Here is a 25,463-nt window from a genome sequence, read left to right on the forward strand (position 1 = left end):
AGCTTTATTGCAGGCGACCGTGGCACTGCTTGTATTTTTTACCAGAACCGCACGGACAAGGATCATTACGTCCAACTTTGCGTTCACCGGTTTGTGCCGCCAGTGCAGCTGCGGCTGCAGAGTCGTCATCCTGATGGCTAAGCTGCTGCATTTGCGCTAAACGCTCGGCTTCCATACGACGCTGTTGTTCCAGCTCCTCAACCTCTTCAGGCATACGTACCTGGACTTTGCTCAGCGTGCTGATGACTTCATATTTCAGCGACTCCAGCATCGCTGCAAACATGGAGAACGATTCACGTTTGTATTCCTGCTTCGGATCTTTCTGTGCATAGCCACGCAGGTGGATACCTTGACGCAGATAATCCATCGCCGCCAGGTGCTCTTTCCACAGGGAGTCAAGCGTTTGCAGCATGACGCCTTTCTCGAAGTGACGCATCATCTCAGCGCCAACCACTTCTTCTTTACGCTGATACACTTCGATGGACTGCGCCAGAATACGCTCACGCAGCGTCTCTTCATGCAGTTCTGGCTCTTTGTCCAGCCACTCGGCAATCGGCAAATCGAGGTCGAAATCGTTCTTCAGACGTTCCTGCAGCCCCGGAATATCCCACATTTCTTCCAGCGACTGCGGTGGAATGTAGGCATCGATGGTCGCTTTGAACACATCTTCACGAATGCTGTTGATGGTATCGCTCACATCGCTGACATCCAGCAGTTCATTACGCTGGGAGTAAATGGCGCGACGCTGATCGTTAGCCACGTCATCATATTCCAGCAGTTGCTTACGAATATCGAAGTTACGGCTTTCAACTTTACGCTGAGCGTTGGCAATCGCTTTGGTCACCCACGGGTGCTCGATGGCTTCGCCTGGTTTCATACCCAGTTTACGCATCATGCCGGAAACACGGTCAGAAGCAAAAATACGCATCAGCGCATCTTCCATCGACAGGTAGAAACGGGAAGAACCGGCATCCCCCTGGCGCCCAGAACGACCGCGTAGCTGGTTATCGATACGACGAGATTCGTGACGTTCTGTACCGATGATATGCAGACCACCTGCAGCCAGTACCGCATCGTGGCGCACCTGCCAGTCGGCCTTAATTTTTTCAATTTGCTCTGCGGTCGGATTTTCCAGCGCGGCAACTTCTGCCTGCCAGCTACCACCGAGCACAATATCTGTACCACGACCCGCCATGTTGGTCGCGATAGTCACCGCAGCCGGATAACCTGCCTGAGCAACAATCGCCGCTTCGTTGGCGTGGAATTTGGCGTTCAGGACGTTGTGCTTAATACCGGCTTTGGTCAGTTCGTTTGACACCAGCTCAGATTTTTCGATGGAGATAGTACCCACCAGCACTGGCTGGCCCTTCGCGGTACGCTCTTTGATATCTTCGATGATCGCCTGGATTTTTTCCGCTTCAGTCATATAGACCAAATCAGGCAGATCTTTACGAATCATCGGACGGTTGGTCGGAACAACAACGGTATCCAGCTTGTAGATTGAGCTAAATTCGAAAGCTTCGGTATCAGCAGTACCGGTCATGCCCGCCAGTTTTTCATACAAACGGAAGTAGTTCTGGAAGGTGATCGACGCCAGCGTCTGGTTTTCGTTCTGGATCTGTACTCCTTCTTTCGCTTCCACTGCCTGATGCAGGCCATCGGACCAACGACGTCCCTGCATGGTACGACCGGTGTGTTCGTCAACGATGATAACTTCACCATCTTTAACGATGTAGTCGACGTCTCGGGTAAATAGCGCATGAGCGCGCAGCGCCGCCGTTACGTGGTGCATCAGCATTATGTTGGCCGGAGAGTACAGAGACTCCCCTTCATCCATGATGCCTTCTTTCACCAGCAGTTCTTCAATCAGCACCAGACCACGTTCGGTCAGGTTTACCTGGCGAGATTTTTCGTCCACCGAGAAGTGGCCTTCGCCCTGGAAGGTTTCGGAGTCTTCTTTTTCCTGACGGATCAGGTGCGGAATAATTTTATTCACGCGTTTATACATTTCCGAGCTGTCTTCTGCCGGGCCGGAAATGATCAGCGGTGTACGCGCTTCATCGATCAGGATGGAGTCCACTTCGTCCACCAGCGCATAGTGCAGTTTACGCTGTACACGTTCTTCAGGGCTGAACGCCATGTTATCGCGCAGGTAGTCAAAGCCGTATTCGTTGTTTGTACCGTAAGTGATGTCAGCTGCGTAAGCTTCGCGCTTTGCCGGTGCTGGCATGCCCGGCAGGTTGATGCCGACTGTCAGGCCGAGGAATTCAAACAGCGGACGGTTGTTTTCGGCGTCACGTTGCGCCAGGTAGTCGTTGACGGTAACAACGTGTACGCCCTTACCGGTTAATGCGTTCAGGTAAGCAGGCAGCGTTGCGGTCAGGGTTTTACCTTCACCGGTACGCATTTCCGCGATGCAGCGTTCGTTAAGAACCATACCGCCGAGTAACTGAACGTCGAAGTGACGCATACCAAAGACGCGCTTACTTGCCTCACGCACCACAGCGAAAGCTTCTGGGATCAGATTTTCCAGCACTTCGCCTTTTTCCAGACGTGCACGAAACTCTGCGGTTTTCCCTTTCAGTTCTTCGTCGGAGAGTTTTTCCATCTCCGGTTCCATGGCATTGATGATGTTGACGACTTTGCGCATCCGGCGCAGGGTGCGATCGTTACGACTACCGAAAACTTTAGTTAATAATTTGATTAGCATAATAAAATCTCAAACGCCCCGCGTTGCGGAGTCAATAAAATGAAGTAAAGGTTTATTGTTGTTAGCTGAGGCGTTGAGGGCCAGCACGGATGCCTTGCGCCTGGCTTATCCAGACGGGCGTGCTGAATTTTGCTTGCGGGGTAAAATGCGCATAATCAATGCGATAACCCTTTTCAGACGGCGTGCCTTCCTGGGTCAACAGCGCGCTGAGCGTATCCAGTAATGCAAGATGTTGCGCCTGAAGAGGCAAAGATTCTTCAGCAACGGGCAGCGTTTGCGGTGCCATTGCGAAGGAAAGATGACGGATTACCGTGCGAATGGCATGTTGATGCCAGTAATCAACGGAATAGTTCGAATTCGGGCGGCGCGTGTTCGCTTCCAGCATGGCCAATTGACCAAAGTTAACTTTGGCTGAAGGCTCGTGGTTGCGGGTTGTCGCTTTTGCGGGCGCGTTTGGTTCGGCGGCGTTGCTGAGCGCAGGCAAACCTAAACTCGCCGCGACCATCCCTAATAAGAGATGCGGCCAGAAGTAGCGTTTACCAAACTGTCGCCAGCGCGTCAGTATTCCACTCACGTTATTGCCATCCCGATCGTATTCAAACGTATTTAGCGCACAAATCTTATCATTAAAGCCTGAAGTCCACAGCACGAATGAAGATAAGTTGTGCGTAAAAATGCTTAAGAAAACAGCGTTCGCACCGTTTTTTATCGTTCTTATAAAATTCAAAAAAAAACGACTGGTTCATCTGGCCGGAGAGAGTGCCAGATTTGCCAGTCGAATTTTATACGACAGTATAAATGTCGTTATGCCAGTACGGCTGAAGGCGCTTTGAAGGCCAACGGCAGTTCTGCGTCGTCCTGGAAGGTCACATATTCCCAGGCTTCCTGTTTTGCAAGGACAGCCTGCAGCAGTTTGTTATTCAGTGCATGACCAGATTTATAAGCGGTAAATGCGCCAATAATATTGTGACCACACATGAACAAGTCACCGATCGCATCGAGCATTTTGTGACGCACAAATTCGTCTTCAAAACGCAGGCCGTCTTCGTTCAGTACGCGATAATCGTCAACAACGATGGCACAATCGAAGCTGCCGCCCAGGCACAAACCACGGGACTGCAGATATTCGATATCACGCATGAAACCGAACGTACGCGCACGGCTGATCTGGCGCATAAACGCATCAGCGGAGAAGTTCATCGCATAGCGCTGGTTACTGGAGTCAATAGCCGGATGGTTGAAATCGATGGTGAAATCCAGCGAAAAACCATTGTACGGCTTAAATTCAGCCCACTTATCGCCATCTTCGACACGAACAGTCTCTTTGATGCGAACAAATTTCTTGGCGCAGTTCAACTCGTCGATACCGGCGTCAAGCAGCAGGTATACAAACGGAGCGGCGCTGCCGTCCATGATCGGGATTTCCGGCGCGTTAACTTCGATAACAATGTTATCGATGCCGAGGCCCGCGAGAGCAGCATTGAGGTGCTCTACGGTTGAAATCCGTACATCATGCTCGTTGACCAGACACGTACAGAGCATGGTATCACGCACAGATTTGGCATCGGCCGGGAAATCTACCGGTGGATTCAAGTCGGTGCGACGATAGATGACCCCGGTGTTGGCCGGCGCAGGGCGTAACGTCAGGGTGACTTTCTTGCCGGTATGTAAACCGACACCCGTCGCCTGAACGATACGTTTAAGTGTCCTTTGTTTGATCATCGTATTATCTCGCCAAATTACCTATCCAACCGAAGTGTACTATACATTCGGCGGGCCAGTTTAGCACAAAGAGCCTCGAAACCCAAATTCCAGTCAATTCTTAATCAGCTTGCTTACGCAGGAATGCTGGGATATCCAGATAATCCGGCTCTTTCGCAGTTTGCGGCGCATTGTCATTCACGACTTTAGCAACCGGCTTCTGCTCCTGGGTCAGCGGAGCCATCCCGTGCTGCTGGTAGCGATCCATCACTGGCTGCTGAACCTGCTTATTGGTCACCAGAGTGATTTCAGGACGTTTGTCCATACCGATACCTGTCGCAACAACAGTTACGCGCAGCTCGTCATTCATATCCGGGTCAAGAGAAGTACCGATAACGACAGTTGCGTTGTCGGATGCAAATGCACGGATGGTGTTACCTACCGTTTCGAACTCATCCAGACGCAGGTCGAAGCCCGCCGTGATGTTAACCAGCACGCCGCGCGCGCCAGACAGATCGATATCTTCCAGCAGCGGAGAGGAGATAGCCATTTCAGCAGCTTCTTCCGCACGGTCTTCGCCGCTCGCCACACCAGAACCCATCATTGCGTAGCCCATTTCAGACATTACGGTACGTACGTCTGCAAAGTCCACGTTCATCAGGCCTGGACGAGTAATCAGTTCAGCGATACCTTGCACAGCACCTTTCAGTACATCGTTCGCTGCGCCAAATGCATCCAGCAGGGAGATACCGCGGCCCAAGACTTTCAGCAGTTTGTCGTTAGGGATAGTGATCAGAGAGTCCACATGCTTGGACAGTTCAGTGATCCCCTGCTCAGCGAATGCCATACGCTTCTTGCCTTCAAAGTTGAAAGGCTTAGTCACGACAGCAACGGTCAGGATCCCCAAATCTTTTGCCACTTCAGCGACAACTGGTGCTGCACCAGTACCGGTACCACCACCCATACCCGCAGCAATAAAGACCATGTCTGCACCTTCCAGCGCCGCACGCAGTGCATCGCGATCCTCATCAGCCGCATTACGGCCAACTTCTGGATTTGCGCCAGCTCCCAGTCCTTTGGTGATACCGCTACCGATTTGAATCGTCTGTCCAACCGCTGTTTTACGCAGCGCTTGTGCATCGGTATTTACCGCGAAGAATTCAACACCTTCAATGCGCTCGCGCACCATGTGTTCAACAGCATTACCGCCGCCGCCGCCGACGCCGATGACTTTAATCACCGCGTCATTGGTAAGTTCCATTGGTTCAAACATAGTTTCTCTCCGATTTGTGCCTGTCGCCTGAGGCCGTAATTATCGTCGACCTCATAAAAATTAAAACTCTTTTCGCAGCCAACTATTGAGTCGCTTGATCCACGAGCCAACTGATGCTGTAACACGTTTTTCTACTTCAGCTTCACCGTTAAGATGTGACTCTTTCCCGTAGTGAAGCAATCCCACCGCCGTCGAATAATACGGCTCCTGAGCATAATCCGTTAAACCGGTAATGTTCAGCGGCGCGCCGATGCGCACCTGCGTATGAAACACGCGCTGAGCACAAGCTGCAAGCCCTTCAATCTGCGCTGCGCCACCGGTTAATACAATGCCTGCCGCCAGGTGATGTTTAACCCCTTGTTGGCGAAGCTTTTCCTGCAACTGCAATATCTCTTCGTTGACCAGGTTGAGCAGTTCGGTATAGCGTGGCTCGATCACCTCTGCCAGGGTCTGACGTTGCAGACTCCGCGGTGGACGACCGCCTACGCTCGGCACTTCCACGCTCTCATCTTTTCCAACGATGGAACCCAGCGCACAACCGTGGCGAACTTTAATCGCTTCGGCGTCGCTTGGCGGCGTGCCAAAGGCGTAAGCGATATCACTGGTCACGACATTGCCAGCATAAGGAATTACCTTAGTGTGGCGCAATGCCCCACCGGTATAAACGGCGATATCCATTGTACCACCACCGATATCGACGACGCAGACACCCAGTTCACGTTCATCTTCCGTCAATACCGAATAACTTGATGCCAGTCCGGCAAATATCAGTTGGTCAACTTTCAGCCCACAACGTTCAACCGCTTTGACGATGTTTTTCGCCATATCGTTGTGACATGTGATCAGATGCACTTTTGCCTGCATCCGCACGCCCGAAAGTCCTACCGGATTCTTGATCCCTTCCTGATAGTCAATCGCATACTCTTGCGGGATCACATGCAGCACACGATGCTCATCGCGCACACGCACTGATTTCGCGGTATGGACGACGTTTTCCACATCTTCTTGCGTCACTTCTTCTTCAGAAATAGGCACCATACCAATTTCATTCTGGCAGCTGATGTGCTTACCAGAAAGCGCCAGATATACCGAAGAGATCTGACAATCTGCCATCAATTCTGCCTGGTCAATGGCGCGTTGTACGCACTTGACCACGGATTCGAGGTCGTTTACCCCGCCTTTATCCATACCACGCGACGGGCAGCTGCCCACGCCAATGATATTGACCATACCGTCGGGCAGAACTTCCCCTACTAAAGCGGCAACCTTCGCGGTACCAATCTCCAGTCCTACTACCAGTTTTCTGTCCGTCGCCTTGATCATTGTTGTTCTGCCTGTGCCTGATTTTGTTGCTGAGTAGATTCCTCTGGCGGCAAGGGCGCCCAGCCTACTGCCGCTCCAGAGTCATAACGCAAATCAACGTAGCTAATCCGTTTGCCATCGGTTTGCGCCTGCTGCTGTAAAACCGGATAAAGTTCTACAAAGCGAGCCAAACGTTTCATCGTATCGCCCCGGCCAAGATTGAGCTTAATATCGTTATTCAGCGTCAACTGCCAGGAACGCCGCGCGGTCATCGCCGCTTCCTTCAGAGTAAATCTGTCCTTTGCCAGCATCTGCCCCATTTCGCGATAGCCCTGCAACACTTCATTGGCGCTGCCTTCCGGGCCATACAGCATTGGAAGCACCTGCTTGCTGGTGCGATCTGGCGGCACGCTGAAAGTGTTTCCTTCCGCGTCTACCATATGTTGATCATTCCACCGCGCAATAGGCACATATTCAACCAGATGAATCTTCAATTCATCAGGCCACTGCTTTCTGACGCTCACCTGCTTAATCCACGGCAGGCGTTGTTCTATTTGCGTCTGGATGATGTTGACATCCTGGGTCATAAAGGTACCTGGCTCACCCAATGCCAGGATCGACTGCCGGATATCGTCATTACGCGTGTAATGGCGTTCACCGGTCAACACCAGCTTTGAGAGCGGCAGGCGTTGCGCATCTTCCATCCAGCCCAACACGACCCAGCCGCTCACCAACACTGTCGTTAAAACGGTCAGCAGGAAAAGGATCCCCGCCAGACGCGTTCCATTATTGCGGCGAGAAGAAACCTCTTCTTCGCTGTTTCGCGTGTTCAGAGCAGCCTGCGACATATTAGTCCGCCAGTTCCAGAATTCGTACTACCAACTGCGAGAAGCTCATACCTGCCTGACGTGCCGCCATCGGCACCAGGCTGTGGCTGGTCATACCCGGTGAGGTATTGGCTTCCAGCAGATAAAACTGTCCATCGCTGTCCAGCATAACGTCAATACGTCCCCATCCTTTGCAACCTAACGTCGTCCATGCTTTCAGCACTAATGCCTGCAAATTGGCCTCTTGTGACGCTTCCAGACCTGCGGGGCAGAAATACTGTGTCTCATCAGAGAGATACTTCGCCTCATAATCATAGAAGGTTCCGGCCGGTTGAATACGTATTGACGGTAAAATTTCTTCACCAAGTATCGCAACCGTGAACTCCGGCCCACTTAGCCATTTTTCAATCAATACTTCTTCATCGTGCTGAAATGCCAATCTTAATGCATCTTGTAGAGCATTTTCTGCTACTACTTTTGACATTCCCACGCTGGAACCTTCGCGGCTCGGCTTAACGATAACCGGCAAACCTAAGGCAGAAATTTCTGCTAACTGCTTATCGCTCAGGCCTTTTTCAAACTCTGCGCGGGTTAATGCTACCCACGGCGCTACCGGTAAACCAGCGCCCTGCCAAAGCAATTTGCTGCGTAGTTTATCCATTGAAAGCGCAGATGCCATTACTCCGCTGCCGGTATAAGGCAAGCCCATCAGCTCGAGCATGCCCTGCAACGTGCCATCTTCACCACCGCGACCGTGTAGTGCGATAAACACTTTCTGAAAGCCCATCGACTTAAGTTGTGTCACGTCAACTTCTTTCGGGTCGACAGGATACGCGTCAATACCGCCTTCACGCAGCCCGGCTAACACCGCTGCGCCAGAATTCAAAGAAACTTCCCGCTCGGCGGAGGTCCCGCCCAACAGGACCGCGATTTTATCAGTCATGTTGTTCTTCCTCCGGAGTTTGCGGCTTCAGTTTGATTTCAGCTAAAGAACGAGCAATTTTTCCGATATTACCGGCCCCCTGAACGAGAATCAGGTCGTTACCGGTTAATACTGGTGCTAGCATTTCGGCTACCTGCGCTGGGTCCGGCACCAGAATGGGATCAATTTTCCCACGTCCACGAATTGTGCGACACAGCGAACGGCTGTCCGCTCCCGGAATTGGCGCTTCGCCAGCCGGATACACTTCCAGCATCAACAGGGTATCAACCTGCGTCAGCACATTGGCGAAATCATCATACAGGTCACGCGTACGGGTAAAACGATGCGGCTGAAACAGCATTACCAGATTTTTATCCGGCCAGCCTGCACGCGCCGCTTTAATGGTGGCATCCACTTCGGTCGGATGGTGACCGTAGTCATCAACCAGCATTGCCGTACCGCTTTTACCATTCACTGGCTCCAGCGGGAATTCACCGAGGAAATCAAAACGGCGACCAGTCCCCTGGAAGCTCTCCAGCGCACGCAAAATAGCCTCGTCGTCAATTCCCTCTTCCGTAGCAACCGCAACCGCAGCTGCGGCGTTCAGCGCGTTATGACGGCCTGGCGCATTCAGGGTGACGCGCATCGGCTCTTTGTCCTGGCGCAGCAGCGTAAAGTGCCCTTGCGGGCCAATCTGCTGATAATCTTCTACACGCACGTCGGCATCTTCGCTGAAGCCGTAAGTCGTGGTCTGACGCCCCACACGCGGTAACAATTCGCGGATCACCGGATCATCAACACACATCACCGCACGACCGTAAAACGGCAGGTTGTGCAGAAAATTAATAAAGGTCTGTTTTAAATTCTCAAAGTCGCCCTGGTAGGTATCCATGTGGTCGGCTTCGATATTGGTGACAATCGCCACCATCGGTTGCAGATGCAGGAACGATGCATCGCTCTCATCTGCTTCGGCAATCAGGTACCGACCATGCCCCAAACGCGCATGAACGCCCGCCGCTTTTACCAGCCCACCGTTAACGAAGGTTGGGTCGAGTCCCGCTTCTGCGTAGATGCTGGAAACCATCGCAGTGGTTGTCGTTTTGCCGTGCGTTCCGGCAATGGCGATGCCATGACGAAAACGCATTAACTCAGCCAGCATTTCAGCACGACGGATCACCGGAATACGCGCTTCATGAGCTGCGACAATTTCCGGGTTATCGGCAGAAATCGCGCTGGAAACAACGACCACGCTGGCATCACGTACGTTTTCCGGGCGATGGTTGAAATAAATCGTCGCCCCAAGATTCATTAACTGCTGCGTGACCGGATTTGGCGCTAAATCGGAACCACTGATCTGATAACCTTCATTGGCCAGAACTTCGGCAATACCGCCCATACCGGCACCACCGATGCCGACAAAATGTATGTGCCGAACGCGACGCATTTCGGGCACGATGGAACGCAGTTTTGCCAATTGTTGTGTATTCATTCTTTACGCCATTAACTTCTTACATTCATACGATGCAAAAGGCATCGCTACAATTACGCCCGGGCAGCCCGGCTCACTTCATTTGCCACTCGCTCGGTGGCATCCGGAATGGATGCAGCACGGGCGCGTTCTGCCATGGTTAATAAGGTTTCTCGCGACCACCCGGCCAGGGTGTTGGCGACAGCATCCACGCTAAGCTGTGGCTGCTCGATAATTTTGGCTGCGCCCGCTTTTTCCAGCGGTAGAGCATTCCAGTATTGCTGGCGGTCTTTATGTTGAAACGGCACAAACAACGCCGGTAGTCCTGCCGCAGCGATTTCACTCACCGTTAACGCACCGGAGCGGCAAACGACGACATCCGCCCACGCATACGCCGCCGCCATATCATCAATAAATTCCGTCACTTTATGCTGCGGTTGCCCTGCTTCGGCATATGCCTGTTCAACGGTTTGTTGCGAACCTTTGCCGCTCTGATGCCAGATAGTGACTGAATCGCCCAGCTTTGCTGCAACCTGCGGCATTGTCTGGTTAAGAATACGTGCGCCCTGGGAACCACCCACTACCAACACACGAACCGGACCTTCACGTCCAGCCAAACGTTGCTGCGGCAGTGGCAACGCCAACACATCGGTACGAACAGGATTACCCACCACTTCCGCATTAGGGAAAGCGCCTGGAAACGCCTGCATCACTTTGGTGGCAATCTTCGCCAGCCATTTATTGGTTAAGCCCGCAATACCGTTTTGTTCATGAAGTACAACCGGAATGCCTAACGACCACGCGGCCAGACCACCTGGGCCTGATACGTAGCCGCCCATACCGAGCACCACATCAGGTTTGAACGCTTTCATAATCGCCCGTGCCTGACGCCAGGCGTTAAAAATACGCAGAGGCGCAGCTAACAGTGCTTTTATACCTTTACCACGCAGACCAGAGATACGAATGAAATCAATTTCGATGCCATGTTTTGGCACTAAGTCCGCTTCCATACGGTCGGCAGTCCCCAGCCAGCGAACTTGCCAACCCTGAGCCATTAGATGGTGCGCAACCGCCAGTCCCGGGAACACATGTCCACCGGTTCCGCCGGCCATCACCATTAATCGCTTTCCTTGACCACTCATCGTGAACCTCGTACAAACGCCTGCGCTTTCTCCAGACGCGTTTCATAATCAATACGCAACAGCATCATGATGGCTGTCGACATAATCAGTAAGCTCGAACCACCGTAACTGATCAGCGGCAATGTCAGACCTTTGGTCGGTAACATCCCCGCCGCCGCACCTACGTTAACCAGCGCCTGGAAGCTAAACCAGATGCCAATGGAACAGGCGAGAAAACCGGAAAAACGATGGTCAATTTCTAATGCTTTACGGCCAATCGACATCGCACGAAAAGCGACGAAGAATACCATTAAAAGTGCTAGTACCACACCGACATAACCTAATTCTTCGCCGATAATGGCGAAAATAAAGTCAGTGTGTGCTTCCGGCAGATACTCCAGTTTTTGAACCGAGTTACCTAAACCTTGCCCCCACAGTTCGCCGCGACCAAACGCCATCAGCGATTGCGTTAACTGATAGCCGCTACCAAAGGGATCTTCCCACGGATTCCAGAATGCGGTAACACGGCGGATACGGTACGGTTCGGCGAGGATCAGTAACACAACCGCTGAAATCCCCATGCCGATAATGGCAATGAACTGCCACAATTTCGCCCCCGCCAGGAACAACATCGCCAGCGTAGTCACAAACAACACCACCACCGTACCAAGGTCTGGCTGTGCCAGCAGTAACACTGCCAACACCAGAATCACGCCCATCGGTTTCAAGAAGCCGCGCAGGTTATTACGCACTTCGTCGCCTTTACGCACCAGATAGTTGGCGATATAGCAAAACAGCGACAGTTTTGTCAGCTCCGCAGGCTGGATACGCAGCAAGCCGAGATCGATCCAACGCGATGCCCCTTTAACAGAGCTACCCACTACCAGAACGATCATCAACAGGATGATTGAACCGAGTAGCATCGTAGCGCTGTAACGTTGCCAGAACTCCATCGGCAGACGCAGCGTAATGATCGCCAGAATGAACGCCAGGATCAGGTAGACACCATCACGCTTAGCGAAGAAAAAGGGATCGTTAGTCAAGCGTTGTCCGATAGGCATTGATGCGGACGTCACCATGATAAAGCCGATCGCCGCGAGGCCGAAGGTCAGCCACAGTAAGGTGCGATCGTACATGATCAGGCTGTCGGTATCTTTTTCCCGCGAGCCCATCACCCAGCCCTTTAGCGCCGTGGAGATCCAGACCAGGATACTGAATCCTGGCAGGCGCGGCATTTTCAGGCGAGGGAGAGATAAACGCATCAACCTAACTCCTTCGCCAGACGGGCAAACTCATTGCCTCGTTGTTCAAAGTTCTTGAATTGATCAAGGCTGGCACAGGCCGGGGAGAGCAGAACCATATCTCCTGGTTGAACACGAGGAGCCAGCAAGCGCATCGCCTGTTCCATGGTTTCGGTTTGTTCTGCCACTTCCGGGCGCAGTGCCGCCAGCTGTGCGCCGTCACGACCGAAACAATACAAACGTACGTTATCGCCATTCAGGTAACGTGCCAGCGGACTAAAGTCCGCCGATTTACCATCGCCGCCCAGCAACAAATGCAGCGTGCCATCTACGTGCAGGCCATTGAGCGCCGCTTCCGTACTGCCGACATTGGTCGCTTTCGAGTCGTTAATCCAGCGCACACCGTTATGTTCCAGCACCACTTCAAAGCGATGCGGCAAACCAGTGAACGTAGTTAACGCTTTCAGGCTACTGGCGCGTGGCAAACCAGCTGCGTCTGCCAGCGCCAGTGCCGCCAGCGCATTGGTGTAGTTATGCTGACCGGAAAGTTTCATCTCTTTCACGTTCAACACTTTCTCGCCTTTCACCCGCAGCCAGGTTTCACCCTGCTGATGATTCAAGTGATAGTCGCCCATATTGATACCAAAGCTAACGCAGCGTTCATCCGCACCACGAATCGGCATTGTTAAGGCATCATCAGCATTAACCACGCAAACTTTCGCATTTTCATAAATGCGCAGTTTTGCCGCACGATACTGCTGTAAACCAAATGGATAGCGATCCATATGATCTTCAGTCACGTTCAGAATGGTCGCTGCTACCGCCTGTAAGCTGGAGGTGGTTTCAAGCTGGAAGCTAGACAGCTCCAGCACGTACAGTTCGCACTCAGCATCCAACAGCATCAACGCGGGCAGGCCAATGTTGCCACCCACGCCAACGTTAACGCCCGCCGCTTTCGCCATTTCACCCACTAGCGTGGTGACCGTGCTTTTGCCGTTAGAACCGGTAATCGCCACAATCGGTGCTTGTGCTTCGCGACAGAACAGCTCGATATCGCCAACGATTTCGATTCCGGCATCAGCGGCAGCGCTTAAGGATGGATGCGCCAGTGCAATACCGGGACTGGCGACAATCAGATCGGCCGCCATCAGCCATTCATCATTCAGACCGCCCGTGTGGCGTTCTACGGCTTCGGGTAATTTATCCAGGCCAGGCGGTGTCATCCGCGTATCCATAACGCGCGGCGTCACACCGCGAGCGAGGAAAAAGTCCACGCAAGAAAGCCCGGTGAGGCCCAGGCCGATAATGACGACATTTTTACCCTGGTAATCAGCCATGATTAACGTACCTTCAGCGTTGCCAGACCAATCAGGACCAGCATCAGCGAAATAATCCAGAAGCGCACAATGACACGCGGTTCCGGCCAGCCTTTCAGTTCATAGTGGTGATGAATCGGTGCCATGCGGAAAATACGTTGTCCGCGCAGTTTAAAGGAGCCGACCTGCAAAATAACCGACAGGGTTTCAACGACAAACACGCCGCCCATAATCACCAGCAGGAATTCCTGACGCAGCAGTACGGCGATAATGCCCAGCGCGCCACCTAACGCCAGCGAACCGACATCGCCCATAAAGACCTGCGCCGGATAGGTGTTAAACCACAGGAAGCCCAGCCCTGCCCCGACTATCGCGGTACAGACAATGACCAGTTCCCCGGCGTGTCGTAGATACGGTATGTGTAAATAGCTGGCAAAGTTCATGTTGCCGGTCGCCCACGCCACCAGCGCAAAACCACCGGCGACAAATACGGTCGGCATAATTGCCAGACCGTCGAGACCATCAGTCAGGTTTACCGCGTTGCCAGTACCCACAATGACGAAGTAAGCCAGCAGAATGTAGAACAGCCCCAACTGCGGCATCACATCTTTAAAGAACGGGACCACCAGCTGCGTTGCGGGCGTGTCTTTCCCGGCAAGGTACAAAGCGAAAGCAACACCCAGCGCAATAACCGACATCCAGAAATACTTCCAGCGAGCAATCAACCCCTTGGTGTCTTTACGCACTACTTTGCGATAGTCATCAACGAAGCCAATAACACCGTAACCGACCAGCACGACCAACACGCACCAGACATACGGGTTGGACGGGTATGCCCACAGCAGCACGGAGATCACAATCGCTGTCAGGATCATAATCCCGCCCATGGTCGGCGTACCGCGCTTGCTGAAGTGTGATTCAGGACCGTCGTTACGCACTACCTGACCAAAGGAAAGTTTTTGCAAATGAGCAATCATGCGCGGGCCCATCCACAATGAGATGAACAGCGCAGTCAGCAGGCTGACGATGGCGCGAAACGTCAGATAGGAAAAGACGTTAAAGCCGGAATAATATTTGACCAAATGTTCGGCCAGCCAAACTAACATGTCCCATTCTCCTGTAAAGCGCGTACTACCTCTTCCATGGCAGCACTACGTGAACCTTTAACTAAAATCGTAATTACCTGTTGCTCAGCAATCAGTGATTTAAGACGTGTGATAAGCGCAGTTTTATCGGCAAAATGTTCGCCAATGCCGCTGGCGGTACTGATAGCATGGCTTTGTTTACCCACACTTAACACACGGTCAATACCCGCCGCCTTCGCCGCTTCGCCCACCTGTACATGGCAGGCCTCGCTTTCAGCGCCCAGTTCCGCCATATCGCCCACCACCAGCACACGGTAGCCCGGCATTTCAGCCAGTACCTGAACAGCGGCGGTCATGGAGCCGACGTTAGCGTTGTAGGAGTCGTCGAGCAGCAACTGATTTTCCGCCAGTTGAATGGGGAACAGACGGCCAGGAACAGCTTTCAGATTTGCCAGCCCCGCTTTAATAGCATCAAGCGTTGCGCCCACGGACATGGAGAGCGCAGCGGCTGCCAGCGCATTCGCAATATTGTGACGCCCCGGCAACGGCAGCAGAACATCGACGCTACCCGTTGGGGTTTGCAGCGTAAATTCCGTACCGTGCGAGGTCACGTGGATATTGGTGGCGGTGAAATCGCTGTTGTTAGCATTCGGTGAGAAGCGCCACACTTTGCGTGAGCCAATCACACTCTGCCAGTTCAGCCAGTCGTTGTTGTCGGCATTCATAATGGCGATACCGTTTTCCGGCAGGCCGCTAAAGATTTCACCTTTCGCTTTCGCGACACCCGCAAGCGAGCCAAAACCTTCCAGATGCGCCGCTGCCAGGTTGTTGACCAGCGCCGCTTCCGGGCGAGTCAGACTCACAGTCCAGGCAATTTCGCCCTGATGGTTCGCGCCAAGTTCAATTACTGCGTAATCGTACTCTGGCGTTAAGCGCAACAGCGTCATCGGTACACCGATGTCGTTGTTGAGATTGCCTGCCGTATAAAGCGTGTTGCCACACTGGCTTAAAATCGCTGCCGTCATCTCTTTAACGGAGGTTTTGCCGGAGGAACCGGTCAGAGCAACCACGCGCGCCGGAACTTGCTGGCGAACCCATGCAGCCAGTTCACCAAACGCCAGATGAGTATCCTTGACGATTAACTGCGGCAGATCGATATCCAGCGGACGGCTAACCAGTAGTGCACCCGCACCGCCAGCTTTCGCCTGGTCAGCAAAATCATGGGCATCGAAACGTTCGCCTTTCAGGGCAACAAACAGGCAACCCGGCGTCAGTTTTCGTGTGTCAGTGGTTACAGCATCAAGGGTGATATCTGCCCCTTTTAGTTCACCGTTTAGAATATCGGTAAGTTGGCTAAGGGTTACGCTAATCATGCAATTACCCCCAGCAGACGCGCTACCGTGACGCGATCGGAATAGTCGAGACGCTGGTTGCCAACAATCTGATAATCCTCATGGCCTTTGCCCGCGATCAGCACCACATCGTTCTCTTTAGCCTGCATAACAGCGCAAGTCACCGCTTCAGCGCGGCCTTCCATCACTTTGGCATGTCCGGCATCTAACATTCCCGCCAGAATATCGTTGATGATGGCACGCGGCTCTTCGGTACGCGGGTTATCGTCCGTCACCACCGCCACGTCAGCAAACTCTTCAGCAATTGCTCCCATCAGTGGACGCTTACCTTTATCGCGATCGCCACCACAGCCAAAGACGCACCACAGCTTGCCTGCACAGTGAAGACGTGCAGCCTGCAAGGCTTTTTCCAATGCATCCGGCGTATGCGCGTAATCCACCACCACCGTCGGTTTGCCCGGTGCAGTGAACACTTCCATACGTCCGCAAACCGGTTGCAGACGCGCGGCGGTTTTTAACAGATCAGCCAGCGGATAGCCCAGCGCCAGCAGCGTCGCCAGCGCCAGCAGCAAGTTGCTGACGTTAAAAGCGCCCATCAGATGGCTTTCAATTTCGCCATCGCCCCAGCTTGAGCTAAAGCGAATAGTCGCACCGCTGTCGTGATAGTTCACGTCGGTCGCTTTCAACCAGCGTCCGTGACAGTTCGGATTGATATGATCTTCCATTGATACCGCAACCGCGTCCGGCAGTTTTGCCAGCCAGCGGCGGCCCACTTCATCGTCGGCGTTAATAATCGCCTGACCGCAATGATGTTCAGAATAAAGCAGCCATTTCGCGGCTTCGTAGTGTTCCATATCACCATGATAATCAAGGTGATCGCGGCTTAAGTTGGTAAAGACCGACGCCGCAAATTTCAATGCCGCCACACGGTGCTGTACCAGTCCGTGGGAGGAAACTTCCATTGCGCAAAAAGTCGCGCCCTGATCCACCAGTCCCGCCAGCTCATGCTGAACATCGACTGCCGAACCGGTGGTATTTTCTGTCGGGATCACTTTTCCCAGCAGGCCATTACCAACAGTACCCATTACCGCGCTTGTTTCGCCAAGCAGTTGGCTCCACTGCGCCAGCAGCTGGGTAGTCGTGGTTTTGCCGTTGGTGCCCGTTACGCCCACGAGACGTAAATTGTCAGAGGGTTCATGGTAAAAGCGGCCCGCCAGTGCAGATAAACGCTCGTTGAGCTGGCTGAGATAGATGACTGGTACGCCGTGCATTTCACGGATTTCACCGTCGGTCGCCTCATCTTTCGCCTCTGCAATAATGGCAGCCACACCTTGCGCTATCGCCTGCGGGATATATCGACGCCCGTCCGCCTGATGACCTACTACAGCTACAAAGAGATCGCCCGCCGCAGCCACACGGCTGTCGAGTGTCATCTCTCGCAGTGCTCGCGAAGGTGCGTCTGGCACCCACGGAGCAAGAAGGTCGCGCAAATTACGATCTGCCACCTGTCCCCTCGCCTTGATTAATCACAAATTCATTTTTATCGCCCGTTGTCAGCGCATCCGGCTCGATGTTCATGGTACGCAATACGCCGCCCATGATGGCACCAAAGACCGGCGCGGAAACGGCGCCGCCGTAGTATTTACCCGCCTGCGGATCGTTGATAACAACAACCAGCGCGAAGCGCGGCTGACTCGCAGGCGCAACGCCTGCGGTATAAGCAATATATTTATTGATGTAGCGACCGTCCGGCCCGACCTTTTTCGCGGTACCGGTTTTAATGGCGATACGATAGCCTTTAATCGCCGCCTTCACGCCGCCACCGCCCGGTAGCGCCACGCTTTCCATCATATGCACCACGGTGCGAACAATGGATTCCGGGAAGACGCGTTCACCGGGAACCGGGGGATCAACTTTGGTAATCGACAGCGGGCGATAAATGCCATAGCTGCCGATAGTTGCGTAGACTCGCGCTAACTGTAACGGTGTTACCATTAGCCCGTAGCCGAAAGAGAAGGTGGCCCTCTCTATGTCAGACCACCGTTGTTTTTGAGGATATAAGCCACTGCGTTCTCCGACCAACCCCAAATTGGTCGCTTTTCCCAGTCCAAAACGTGAGTAAGTATCTACTAACGCTGAGGACGGCATCGCTAACGCCAGTTTGGAAACACCGACGTTACTCGACTTCTGTAATACCCCGGTCAGGGTTAATTCGCTGTAGCGTGCCACGTCTTTGATTTCGTGGCCGTTAATCCGATAAGGAACGGTATTCAGTACCGAGTTTTCTCGCACCACGCCACGTTGCAACGCGGTCATCACCACCATCGGTTTGACCGTTGAGCCAGGTTCAAACACGTCGGTGATGGTACGGTTACGCATCGCCTCTTTCGGCGTGCCACTCAGATTGTTTGGGTTGTATGACGGGCTGTTAGCCATCGCCAACACTTCACCGGTGTTGACATCCACCAGCACGGCACTACCGGATTCAGCCTTGTTAAAGGCCACCGCGTTATTCAGTTCGCGATAAACCAGCGCCTGCAGGCGTTCATCAATACTCAACGCCAGGTTGTGTGCCGCCTGACTGTCGGTGGAAGAGATATCTTCAATTACGCGACCATAGCGGTCTTTACGCACAATGCGCTCGCCAGGCTGCCCGGTAAGCCATTTATCGAAACTCTTCTCGACGCCCTCAATCCCCTGACTATCGACGTTAGTAAAGCCGATGAGGTGAGCGGTCACTTCGCCAGACGGATAGTAACGGCGAGATTCTTCACGTAGATGAATCCCCGGCAGCTTCAGTTTTTTGATGTACTCTGCCATGTCAGGGTTTACCTGACGCGCCAGATAAATAAAGCGCCCTTTCGGGTTGGCGTTAATGCGGGCGGAAAGCTGATCCAGCGGAATATTGAGTGCGTTAGCCAGCGCCTTCCAGCGATCACCGACGCTGATACCGCCAGCGTCATGCACTTCTTTCGGGTCAGCCCAAATCGCTTTTACCGGCACGCTCACCGCTAACGGGCGACCAGAACGATCGGTAATCATGCCGCGGGAGGTGGATACTTGCTGAACGCGAAGAGAGCGCATGTCGCCCTCTTTCACCAGCATATCCGGGGAGATTACCTGCAACCAGGCAACGCGCCCCAGCAGGAAAGCCAGTGCCAATAAAATACAGCCGCATAACAACGCAAAACGCCAACTGATAAAGTTGGCATGTTCTTCCTGACGTTTTGGTTTCTGCGTTTTCGCCGCTGCTTTCATGCGTCGCGTTTATCCTTATTTTTGCACTACGATATTTTCTTGTGACGGATCAACATGCTGCATTTGCAGCTTCTCCGTGGCGATCCTTTCTACACGGCTATGGTCGCCGAGCGCATTCTCTTCAAGAATCAGGTTGCGCCATTCAATGTCTAAAGCGTCTCGCTCCAGCACCAGTTGTTCGCGCTGAGCGGTTAGTAAACGGGTATGGTGCGCCGTGGTTACCACGGTCACCGCCGTCAAAATAATGCAAATGAACAGGCAGAGTGGCAGCTTCCCAAATCGCAAAAGATCGTCACCGATAACACCAGGCAATGCATGGCGCTCGTGGCTTCCCATCGATCCTTTAACTTTGCTTAGAGCTTCTGTCACTCTGCTGATCATGCGTTCGTCCTCTCTGCAATACGCAGAACTGAACTACGGGCACGAGGGTTCTCAGCCACCTCTTCTTCGCCCGGCATCAACTTGCCTAGTGCTCGCAGCTGACGTCCACCCAGTTTTTTGAGCTGCTCTTCAGTCATCGGTAACCCTGCCGGAACTTGCGGGCCGCGGCTGTTTTCACGCATAAAGCGCTTCACAATGCGGTCTTCCAGCGAGTGGAAGCTGATGATTGAAAGCCGCCCCCCAGGGGCCAGCACGTTGAGCGAGCTTTTTAGCGCCTGCTCTATCTCCTCCAGTTCACTGTTTACCCAAATGCGCACCGCCTGGAAGGTACGGGTCGCGGGATGTTTGAATTTGTCTTTCACCGGCGTTGCGGCAGCCACGACTTCCGCCAGTTCTTTGGTGCGGGTCATCGGCTGTTCGCGGTTTCGCTCGACAATGGCACGGGCAATGCGTTTGGCAAAACGCTCTTCGCCGTAGGTTTTCAATACCCAGGCGATATCAGCTTCTTCTGCGGTTTGCAGCCACTCAGCAGCGGATTGGCCGCGGGTTGGGTCCATACGCATGTCCAGCGGGCCATCGCGCATAAAGGAAAAGCCGCGTTCTGCATCATCAAGTTGCGGTGAAGAGACACCAAGATCGAGGAGAATTCCGTCGATCTTGCCGATAAGATCGCGCTCGGCAACGTATTCGCCCAGCGCGGAGAAAGGTCCGTGGATGATGGAGAAGCGCGGATCATCAATAGTCTTCGCAACGGCGATAGCCTGCGGGTCGCGATCGATCGCCAGCAAACGCCCCTCTTCGCCAAGCTGCGAGAGGATCAGACGTGAGTGACCACCGCGACCAAAAGTCCCATCAATGTAGATGCCATCAGGACGGATATTGAGGCCATTAACGGCTTCATCCAGCAGCACCGTAGTATGTTTATAGTTTTCCATCATTTTATAGAGACAAGTCCTGCAGTCGCTCCGATAAGTCTCCAGTAGCCAACTGCTCTGCGTCGATATCTTCCTTGACCTGTTGATGCCAGGTTGTTTCATCCCACAGCTCAAACTTGTTGAACTGTCCAACCAGCATCACTTCTTTTGTCAGCCCGGCATGTTGCCGCAGTACTGGCGCGATTAACAATCGACCGGCGCCATCCATCTGACATTCGCTGGCATGACCTAACAGAAGGCGCTGCACACGGCGCTCAACCGGGTTCATGCTCGACAGACGCGATAATTTTTGCTCGATAATTTCCCATTCAGGCAGGGGGTAAAGCAGCAGGCACGGGTGATGAATGTCAATGGTGCAAACCATTTGACCGGCAGCGTTCTCAAGCAGCTGTTCCCGATAACGGGTAGGCACTGATAAGCGCCCTTTGCTGTCGAGATTGACTAACGTTGCTCCCCGGAACATGCCAGCCTCACCCCTTATTCCCACTTTGCCCCACAATTTCCCACTGAAAGGAGTTTACGGAGCGGAGGAAAAGCTTGTCAAGCCAGTCACAAGGCATACCGAGGTAAAAAACCCGATGTTTACGGCTAATATCAGCGTTGTTTATTTTACGTCCAACGTGCGAAGCAAATTAACGTTATGAATAGCTGTAAGAAAAAATCCCTCATCGTCATCACCGTTTTAAAATGACTAACTATTTTCCACAGCAAATATAAAGTGTCAGTTTGCGACGCGAGCGGCATTTTAGGACATATCTTCCCCGGTTAACAGTCCCTGTTGCGTCTGTGTGGCGCTTGATGCCAGCAGGTTTGCGCAAAAGCAAAGAAAAGTGTTTGTTAAATCGGCAATTCATCTCTGCATGTAACAAAATAATGCAAAAACGCTCTGTCAATATTGCTTAATTATTGTGAATTTCAGCAGGTGAGTTAATTAATGGGCGGGTTTAAAAGCATTTATCAATAATAGCCAGGAATAGTCTTATTTACTTTAAGGATATTGATGTCCATTCCCGTACTCGACGCGCCAATGAGAAATTCACTGGCGCGTATTTTTGTTCGCGGCTTAGTTACGGCTGAGCACGCCGCGGCGATAGAGATTACGTTTAATGCGCGTTAACCCAGGTTTTGGCTTACGCGGTTCGTCCAGGCTTGCCAGGACAATTTCCAGCACACGCTCTGCGACATCGCGGTGACGTTGAGCCACTGCCAGCACCGGGCACTGTAAGAAGTCGAGCAGTTCGTTATCGCCAAAGGTGGCAATTGCCAGGTCAGAAGGCAGTTTGCCATCGCGACGCAGCGTGACATCCATCACCCCTTGCAACAACGCAAACGACGTTGTGAACAGCGCCTGCGGCATCGGATGCGTTTCCAGCCATTTTTCGAATAACTGGGCAGCCGCCTCCCGCTCATAGCTGTTGGCATAAAGGAAATGCACTTCGCGCGGATCATCTTTCCAGGCAGTACGGAAACCTTGCTCACGCAAGAAGCTCACAGAAAGCTCCGGCAGCGCGCCAAGATAAAGCACCGTCTCGGCGGGAAACTTACGTAACTCTTCCGCCAGCATTTCGGCATCATCCTGATCGGCACCAACCACGCTGGTGAAGTGTTCACGATCGAGGGCGCGGTCCAGCGCGACAATCGGGAACGGGTCGTTAGCCCAGCGTTGATAAAAAGGATGCTCTGGTGGCAACGACGTCGAAACAATAATGGCATCAACCTGACGCTGTAGAAGATGCTCAATACAACGCATTTCGTTGTCTGGCTGATCTTCTGAGCAAGCAATCAGCAGTTGATAACCCCGTTGCCGCGCCTGACGTTCAAGATAATTAGCGATGCGGGTATAGCTGGTGTTCTCCAGATCGGGGATCACAAGACCAATAGAACGTGTGCGTCCAGCACGAAGCCCAGCTGCCACGGCGTTCGGGTGGTAATTGTGCTCACGCACCACAGCCATGACTTTTTCAACGGTTTTGTCGCTCACACGGTATTGCTTCGCTTTGCCGTTAATAACATAGCTTGCAGTGGTCCGCGACACTCCCGCCAGCCGAGCGATTTCATCCAGTTTCACAATTGCCCCTTGCGTAAAATGTAAAAACCATAGCCATTGTACTGGTATGGGTTAAATTCATTAACATCTAAGCGCAGAAAATTAACTGCGGCAACTGCTTTTATTCCATGTTCCCACTGAATTCGCAAAAAAAGCCCAACGTGACATGTTGGGCTGCAAATTGCGCATTGAGATCATTCTCAACGCATTATTTTATCGCCGCGCGAAAGTCCAACTACACCAGAGCGAGCAACTTCCACAATTTTCGCCACATCGCGAATCGATGCTAAAAATGCATCAAGCTTATCGCTGGTGCCTGCCAGTTGGACGGTGTAAAGCGATGGCGTGACATCGATGATTTGCCCACGAAATATTTCCGTATTGCGCTTCACTTCGTCACGTCCGTAGCCGCTGGCCTGAATTTTCACCAGCATAATTTCCCGCTCGACGTGCGCCCCCTGCCCCAGCTCGCTCACGCGCAAGACATCGACCAGTTTGTGTAATTGCTTTTCGATCTGCTCAAGCACTTTTTCATCGCCCACGGTCTGGATGGTCATACGCGATAATGTCGGATCGTCGGTGGGCGCAACGGTCAGGCTTTCAATGTTGTAGCCACGTTGGGAAAAAAGGCCAATCACGCGGGATAACGCGCCTGATTCATTTTCGAGTAAGACTGATAATATCCGGCGCATAATCAGGTTCTCTCCGTTTTGCTTAACCACATTTCATCCATTCCGCCCCCGCGAATCTGCATCGGGTAGACGTGCTCACTGCCATCGACGGTAACATCAACAAACACCAGACGATTATTGCGCACCTGTTCCAGCGCCTCGCTAAGTTTGCTTTCCAGCTCTTGCGGATGAGAAATCTGGATCCCAACATGCCCATAGGCTTCCGCCAGACGGACGAAATCGGGTAGCGATTGCATATAAGATTGTGAATGACGGCCGGAATAGATCATGTCCTGCCACTGCTTCACCATCCCCAGATAGCGATTATTGAGATTCACCACCAATACCGGCAACTCGTATTGCAAGGCGGTTGACAGTTCCTGAATGTTCATCTGAATACTGCCGTCACCAGTGACGCAAACCACGGTTTCTTCTGGCAGCGCCATTTTGACACCCAGTGCCGCAGGTAAACCAAACCCCATCGTGCCGAGGCCACCAGAGTTAATCCAGCGACGCGGTTTGTCGAAAGGATAATAAAGTGCGGCGAACATCTGGTGCTGCCCGACATCAGACGTCACGTAAGCGTCCCCCTTCGTCAGCCGCCAAAGAGTCTCGATAACCGCCTGCGGTTTAATCTTTTCACTGTGAATATCGTATTTCAGGCACTGACGAGCACGCCACAGTTCAATCTGCTGCCACCAATCGCGGATCTCATCCAGCGGTTGATGGGCGGATTCTTGCGACAGGAGTTCAAGTATTTGTTCGAGGACCTGGCGGGCATCTCCAACAATCGGGATATCAGCAGTCACAGTTTTAGAAATGGAAGTAGGATCAATATCGATATGCAGAACCGTGGCATTTGGGCAGTACTTCGCAAGATTGTTCGTCGTTCGGTCATCAAAACGTACCCCGACGGCAAAAATCACATCCGCGTTATGCATCGTCATATTGGCTTCGTAGGTGCCGTGCATTCCCAGCATGCCCAGTGCCTGACGATGCGTTGCCGGAAACGCCCCCAGCCCCATTAATGAGGAAACAACGGGCAGATTCAACGCCTCCACCGTGTCTTTCAACTGCTGATGGCAGCCCGCCGTGATTGCCCCACCGCCTACATACACAACCGGTTTTTTTGCCGCCACCAGCGTTTGCAGAGCGCGCTTAATTTGCCCTTTATGTCCGGAGGTCGTGGGATTGTAAGATCGCATACTGACCGACTCCGGCCAGACGTAGGGTAATTTGTTCGCAGGATTAAGAATATCTTTCGGTAAATCAACGACCACTGGTCCAGGGCGACCACTTGCCGCCAGCCAAAAAGCCTTTTTCAGCACCTGCGGAATGTCTTCCGTTTGCTTAACCAGAAAACTGTGCTTCACCACTGGGCGGGAAATTCCCACCATGTCGCACTCCTGAAAGGCATCATAACCTATCAACGAGGTCGCTACCTGCCCGGAAAGGACAACTAATGGAATGGAATCCATATAAGCGGTGGCAATGCCAGTAATCGCATTGGTCGCCCCTGGCCCCGATGTTACCAGCACGACGCCGACTTCCCCGGTCGCGCGTGCCAGACCATCGGCCATATGCACCGCCGCCTGCTCATGACGAACTAATACATGATCGATACCACCCACGGTATGCAATGCATCGTAAATATCAAGGACCGCGCCTCCGGGATAACCGAATACTTGTTTAACGCCCTGATCGATAAGCGATCGGACGACCATCTCGGCTCCAGACAACATCTCCATGGCCTGCCTCACTGTTTAACGGAAAAATGTGTAAAACACATTAACCGCCCGATCTTGCTTAAGCAATTGGTAGCCAGAGACATAAATACGAGGTAATAAGAATAA

General features: G+C 52.8%; 22 protein-coding genes. All 22 read right to left on the reverse strand.

Translation table 11 applies throughout. The features are described 5' to 3' along the window. Positions 1–4 precede the first annotated feature (4 nt). Positions 5–2,710, reverse strand: a complete 2,706-nt coding sequence (secA, locus tag FQ015_RS12525) for a preprotein translocase subunit SecA (RefSeq protein WP_000905777.1) — start codon at positions 2,708–2,710, stop codon at positions 5–7. A 61-nt stretch (positions 2,711–2,771) separates the two neighbouring features. Next, positions 2,772–3,284: a secA translation cis-regulator SecM gene (gene secM / locus FQ015_RS12530; RefSeq protein WP_039021823.1), complete on the reverse strand. Its 513-nt coding sequence runs from the start codon at positions 3,282–3,284 to the stop codon at positions 2,772–2,774. Between the two features lie 230 nt (positions 3,285–3,514). Beyond that, entirely contained in the window at positions 3,515–4,432 is a 918-nt protein-coding gene (gene lpxC, locus FQ015_RS12535; RefSeq protein WP_000595482.1) for a UDP-3-O-acyl-N-acetylglucosamine deacetylase, read from the reverse strand. Positions 4,433–4,532: 100 nt separating this feature from the next. Then, a complete protein-coding gene (gene ftsZ / locus FQ015_RS12540; RefSeq protein ID WP_000462776.1) occupies positions 4,533–5,684 on the reverse strand; it encodes a cell division protein FtsZ in 1,152 nt (383 codons plus the stop codon). A gap of 60 nt (positions 5,685–5,744) precedes the next feature. Further along, positions 5,745–7,007, reverse strand: a complete 1,263-nt coding sequence (gene ftsA, locus FQ015_RS12545; RefSeq protein WP_000588474.1) for a cell division protein FtsA — start codon at positions 7,005–7,007, stop codon at positions 5,745–5,747. Next, a complete protein-coding gene (ftsQ, locus tag FQ015_RS12550) occupies positions 7,004–7,834 on the reverse strand; it encodes a cell division protein FtsQ (protein ID WP_000075744.1) in 831 nt (276 codons plus the stop codon). The genes ftsA and ftsQ overlap by 4 nt, the downstream gene beginning before the upstream one ends. 1 nt (position 7,835) lies before the next feature. Further along, complete coding sequence (gene ddlB, locus FQ015_RS12555; protein WP_000130051.1) at positions 7,836–8,756, reverse strand: D-alanine--D-alanine ligase; 921 nt, start codon at positions 8,754–8,756, stop codon at positions 7,836–7,838. After that, a complete protein-coding gene (murC, locus tag FQ015_RS12560) occupies positions 8,749–10,224 on the reverse strand; it encodes a UDP-N-acetylmuramate--L-alanine ligase (protein ID WP_001096048.1) in 1,476 nt (491 codons plus the stop codon). The genes ddlB and murC overlap by 8 nt, the downstream gene beginning before the upstream one ends. A gap of 53 nt (positions 10,225–10,277) precedes the next feature. Beyond that, positions 10,278–11,345, reverse strand: coding sequence for an undecaprenyldiphospho-muramoylpentapeptide beta-N-acetylglucosaminyltransferase (murG, locus tag FQ015_RS12565; RefSeq protein WP_039021822.1), 1,068 nt, complete (start codon positions 11,343–11,345; stop codon positions 10,278–10,280). Continuing rightward, entirely contained in the window at positions 11,342–12,586 is a 1,245-nt protein-coding gene (gene ftsW, locus FQ015_RS12570) for a cell division protein FtsW (RefSeq protein ID WP_001295532.1), read from the reverse strand. The genes murG and ftsW overlap by 4 nt, the downstream gene beginning before the upstream one ends. Then, complete coding sequence (murD, locus tag FQ015_RS12575) at positions 12,586–13,902, reverse strand: UDP-N-acetylmuramoyl-L-alanine--D-glutamate ligase (RefSeq protein ID WP_000796453.1); 1,317 nt, start codon at positions 13,900–13,902, stop codon at positions 12,586–12,588. Before murD ends, ftsW begins: the two co-directional genes overlap by 1 nt. A 2-nt stretch (positions 13,903–13,904) precedes the next feature. Beyond that, positions 13,905–14,987, reverse strand: coding sequence for a phospho-N-acetylmuramoyl-pentapeptide-transferase (gene mraY / locus FQ015_RS12580; RefSeq protein WP_000964131.1), 1,083 nt, complete (start codon positions 14,985–14,987; stop codon positions 13,905–13,907). Further along, complete coding sequence (gene murF, locus FQ015_RS12585; protein WP_160524112.1) at positions 14,981–16,339, reverse strand: UDP-N-acetylmuramoyl-tripeptide--D-alanyl-D-alanine ligase; 1,359 nt, start codon at positions 16,337–16,339, stop codon at positions 14,981–14,983. Before murF ends, mraY begins: the two co-directional genes overlap by 7 nt. Next, positions 16,336–17,823 carry a UDP-N-acetylmuramoyl-L-alanyl-D-glutamate--2,6-diaminopimelate ligase gene (gene murE, locus FQ015_RS12590; protein WP_000785117.1) on the reverse strand — a complete coding sequence of 496 codons (1,488 nt, stop codon included), beginning with the start codon at positions 17,821–17,823 and terminating at the stop codon, positions 16,336–16,338. Before murE ends, murF begins: the two co-directional genes overlap by 4 nt. Beyond that, entirely contained in the window at positions 17,810–19,576 is a 1,767-nt protein-coding gene (ftsI, locus tag FQ015_RS12595) for a peptidoglycan glycosyltransferase FtsI (RefSeq protein WP_000642212.1), read from the reverse strand. The genes murE and ftsI overlap by 14 nt, the downstream gene beginning before the upstream one ends. Positions 19,577–19,591: 15 nt before the next feature. Beyond that, a complete protein-coding gene (gene ftsL / locus FQ015_RS12600; protein ID WP_000625658.1) occupies positions 19,592–19,957 on the reverse strand; it encodes a cell division protein FtsL in 366 nt (121 codons plus the stop codon). Continuing rightward, the gene (gene rsmH / locus FQ015_RS12605; protein ID WP_000970479.1) at positions 19,954–20,895 is read right to left on the reverse strand and encodes a 16S rRNA (cytosine(1402)-N(4))-methyltransferase RsmH; all 942 of its coding nucleotides are present in this window, start codon (positions 20,893–20,895) and stop codon (positions 19,954–19,956) included. Before rsmH ends, ftsL begins: the two co-directional genes overlap by 4 nt. Position 20,896: 1 nt before the next feature. Continuing rightward, positions 20,897–21,355, reverse strand: a complete 459-nt coding sequence (gene mraZ / locus FQ015_RS12610) for a division/cell wall cluster transcriptional repressor MraZ (protein WP_001295770.1) — start codon at positions 21,353–21,355, stop codon at positions 20,897–20,899. Between the two features lie 600 nt (positions 21,356–21,955). Then, positions 21,956–22,960, reverse strand: coding sequence for a catabolite repressor/activator (gene cra / locus FQ015_RS12615; RefSeq protein WP_000762400.1), 1,005 nt, complete (start codon positions 22,958–22,960; stop codon positions 21,956–21,958). 81 nt (positions 22,961–23,041) lie between these two features. Next, entirely contained in the window at positions 23,042–23,128 is an 87-nt protein-coding gene (locus FQ015_RS12620) for a hypothetical protein (RefSeq protein WP_032160836.1), read from the reverse strand. An 11-nt stretch (positions 23,129–23,139) separates the two neighbouring features. Further along, on the reverse strand, positions 23,140–23,631 hold the full coding sequence (gene ilvN / locus FQ015_RS12625) for an acetolactate synthase small subunit (protein WP_001252744.1): 492 nt from the start codon (positions 23,629–23,631) through the stop codon (positions 23,140–23,142). 2 nt (positions 23,632–23,633) lie between these two features. Beyond that, complete coding sequence (gene ilvI, locus FQ015_RS12630) at positions 23,634–25,358, reverse strand: acetolactate synthase 3 large subunit (RefSeq protein WP_160524113.1); 1,725 nt, start codon at positions 25,356–25,358, stop codon at positions 23,634–23,636. Positions 25,359–25,463: the final 105 nt, after the last annotated feature.

This window comes from Escherichia sp. HH26CH (assembly GCF_009820205.1).
Lineage (GTDB): Bacteria > Pseudomonadota > Gammaproteobacteria > Enterobacterales > Enterobacteriaceae > Escherichia > Escherichia coli_F.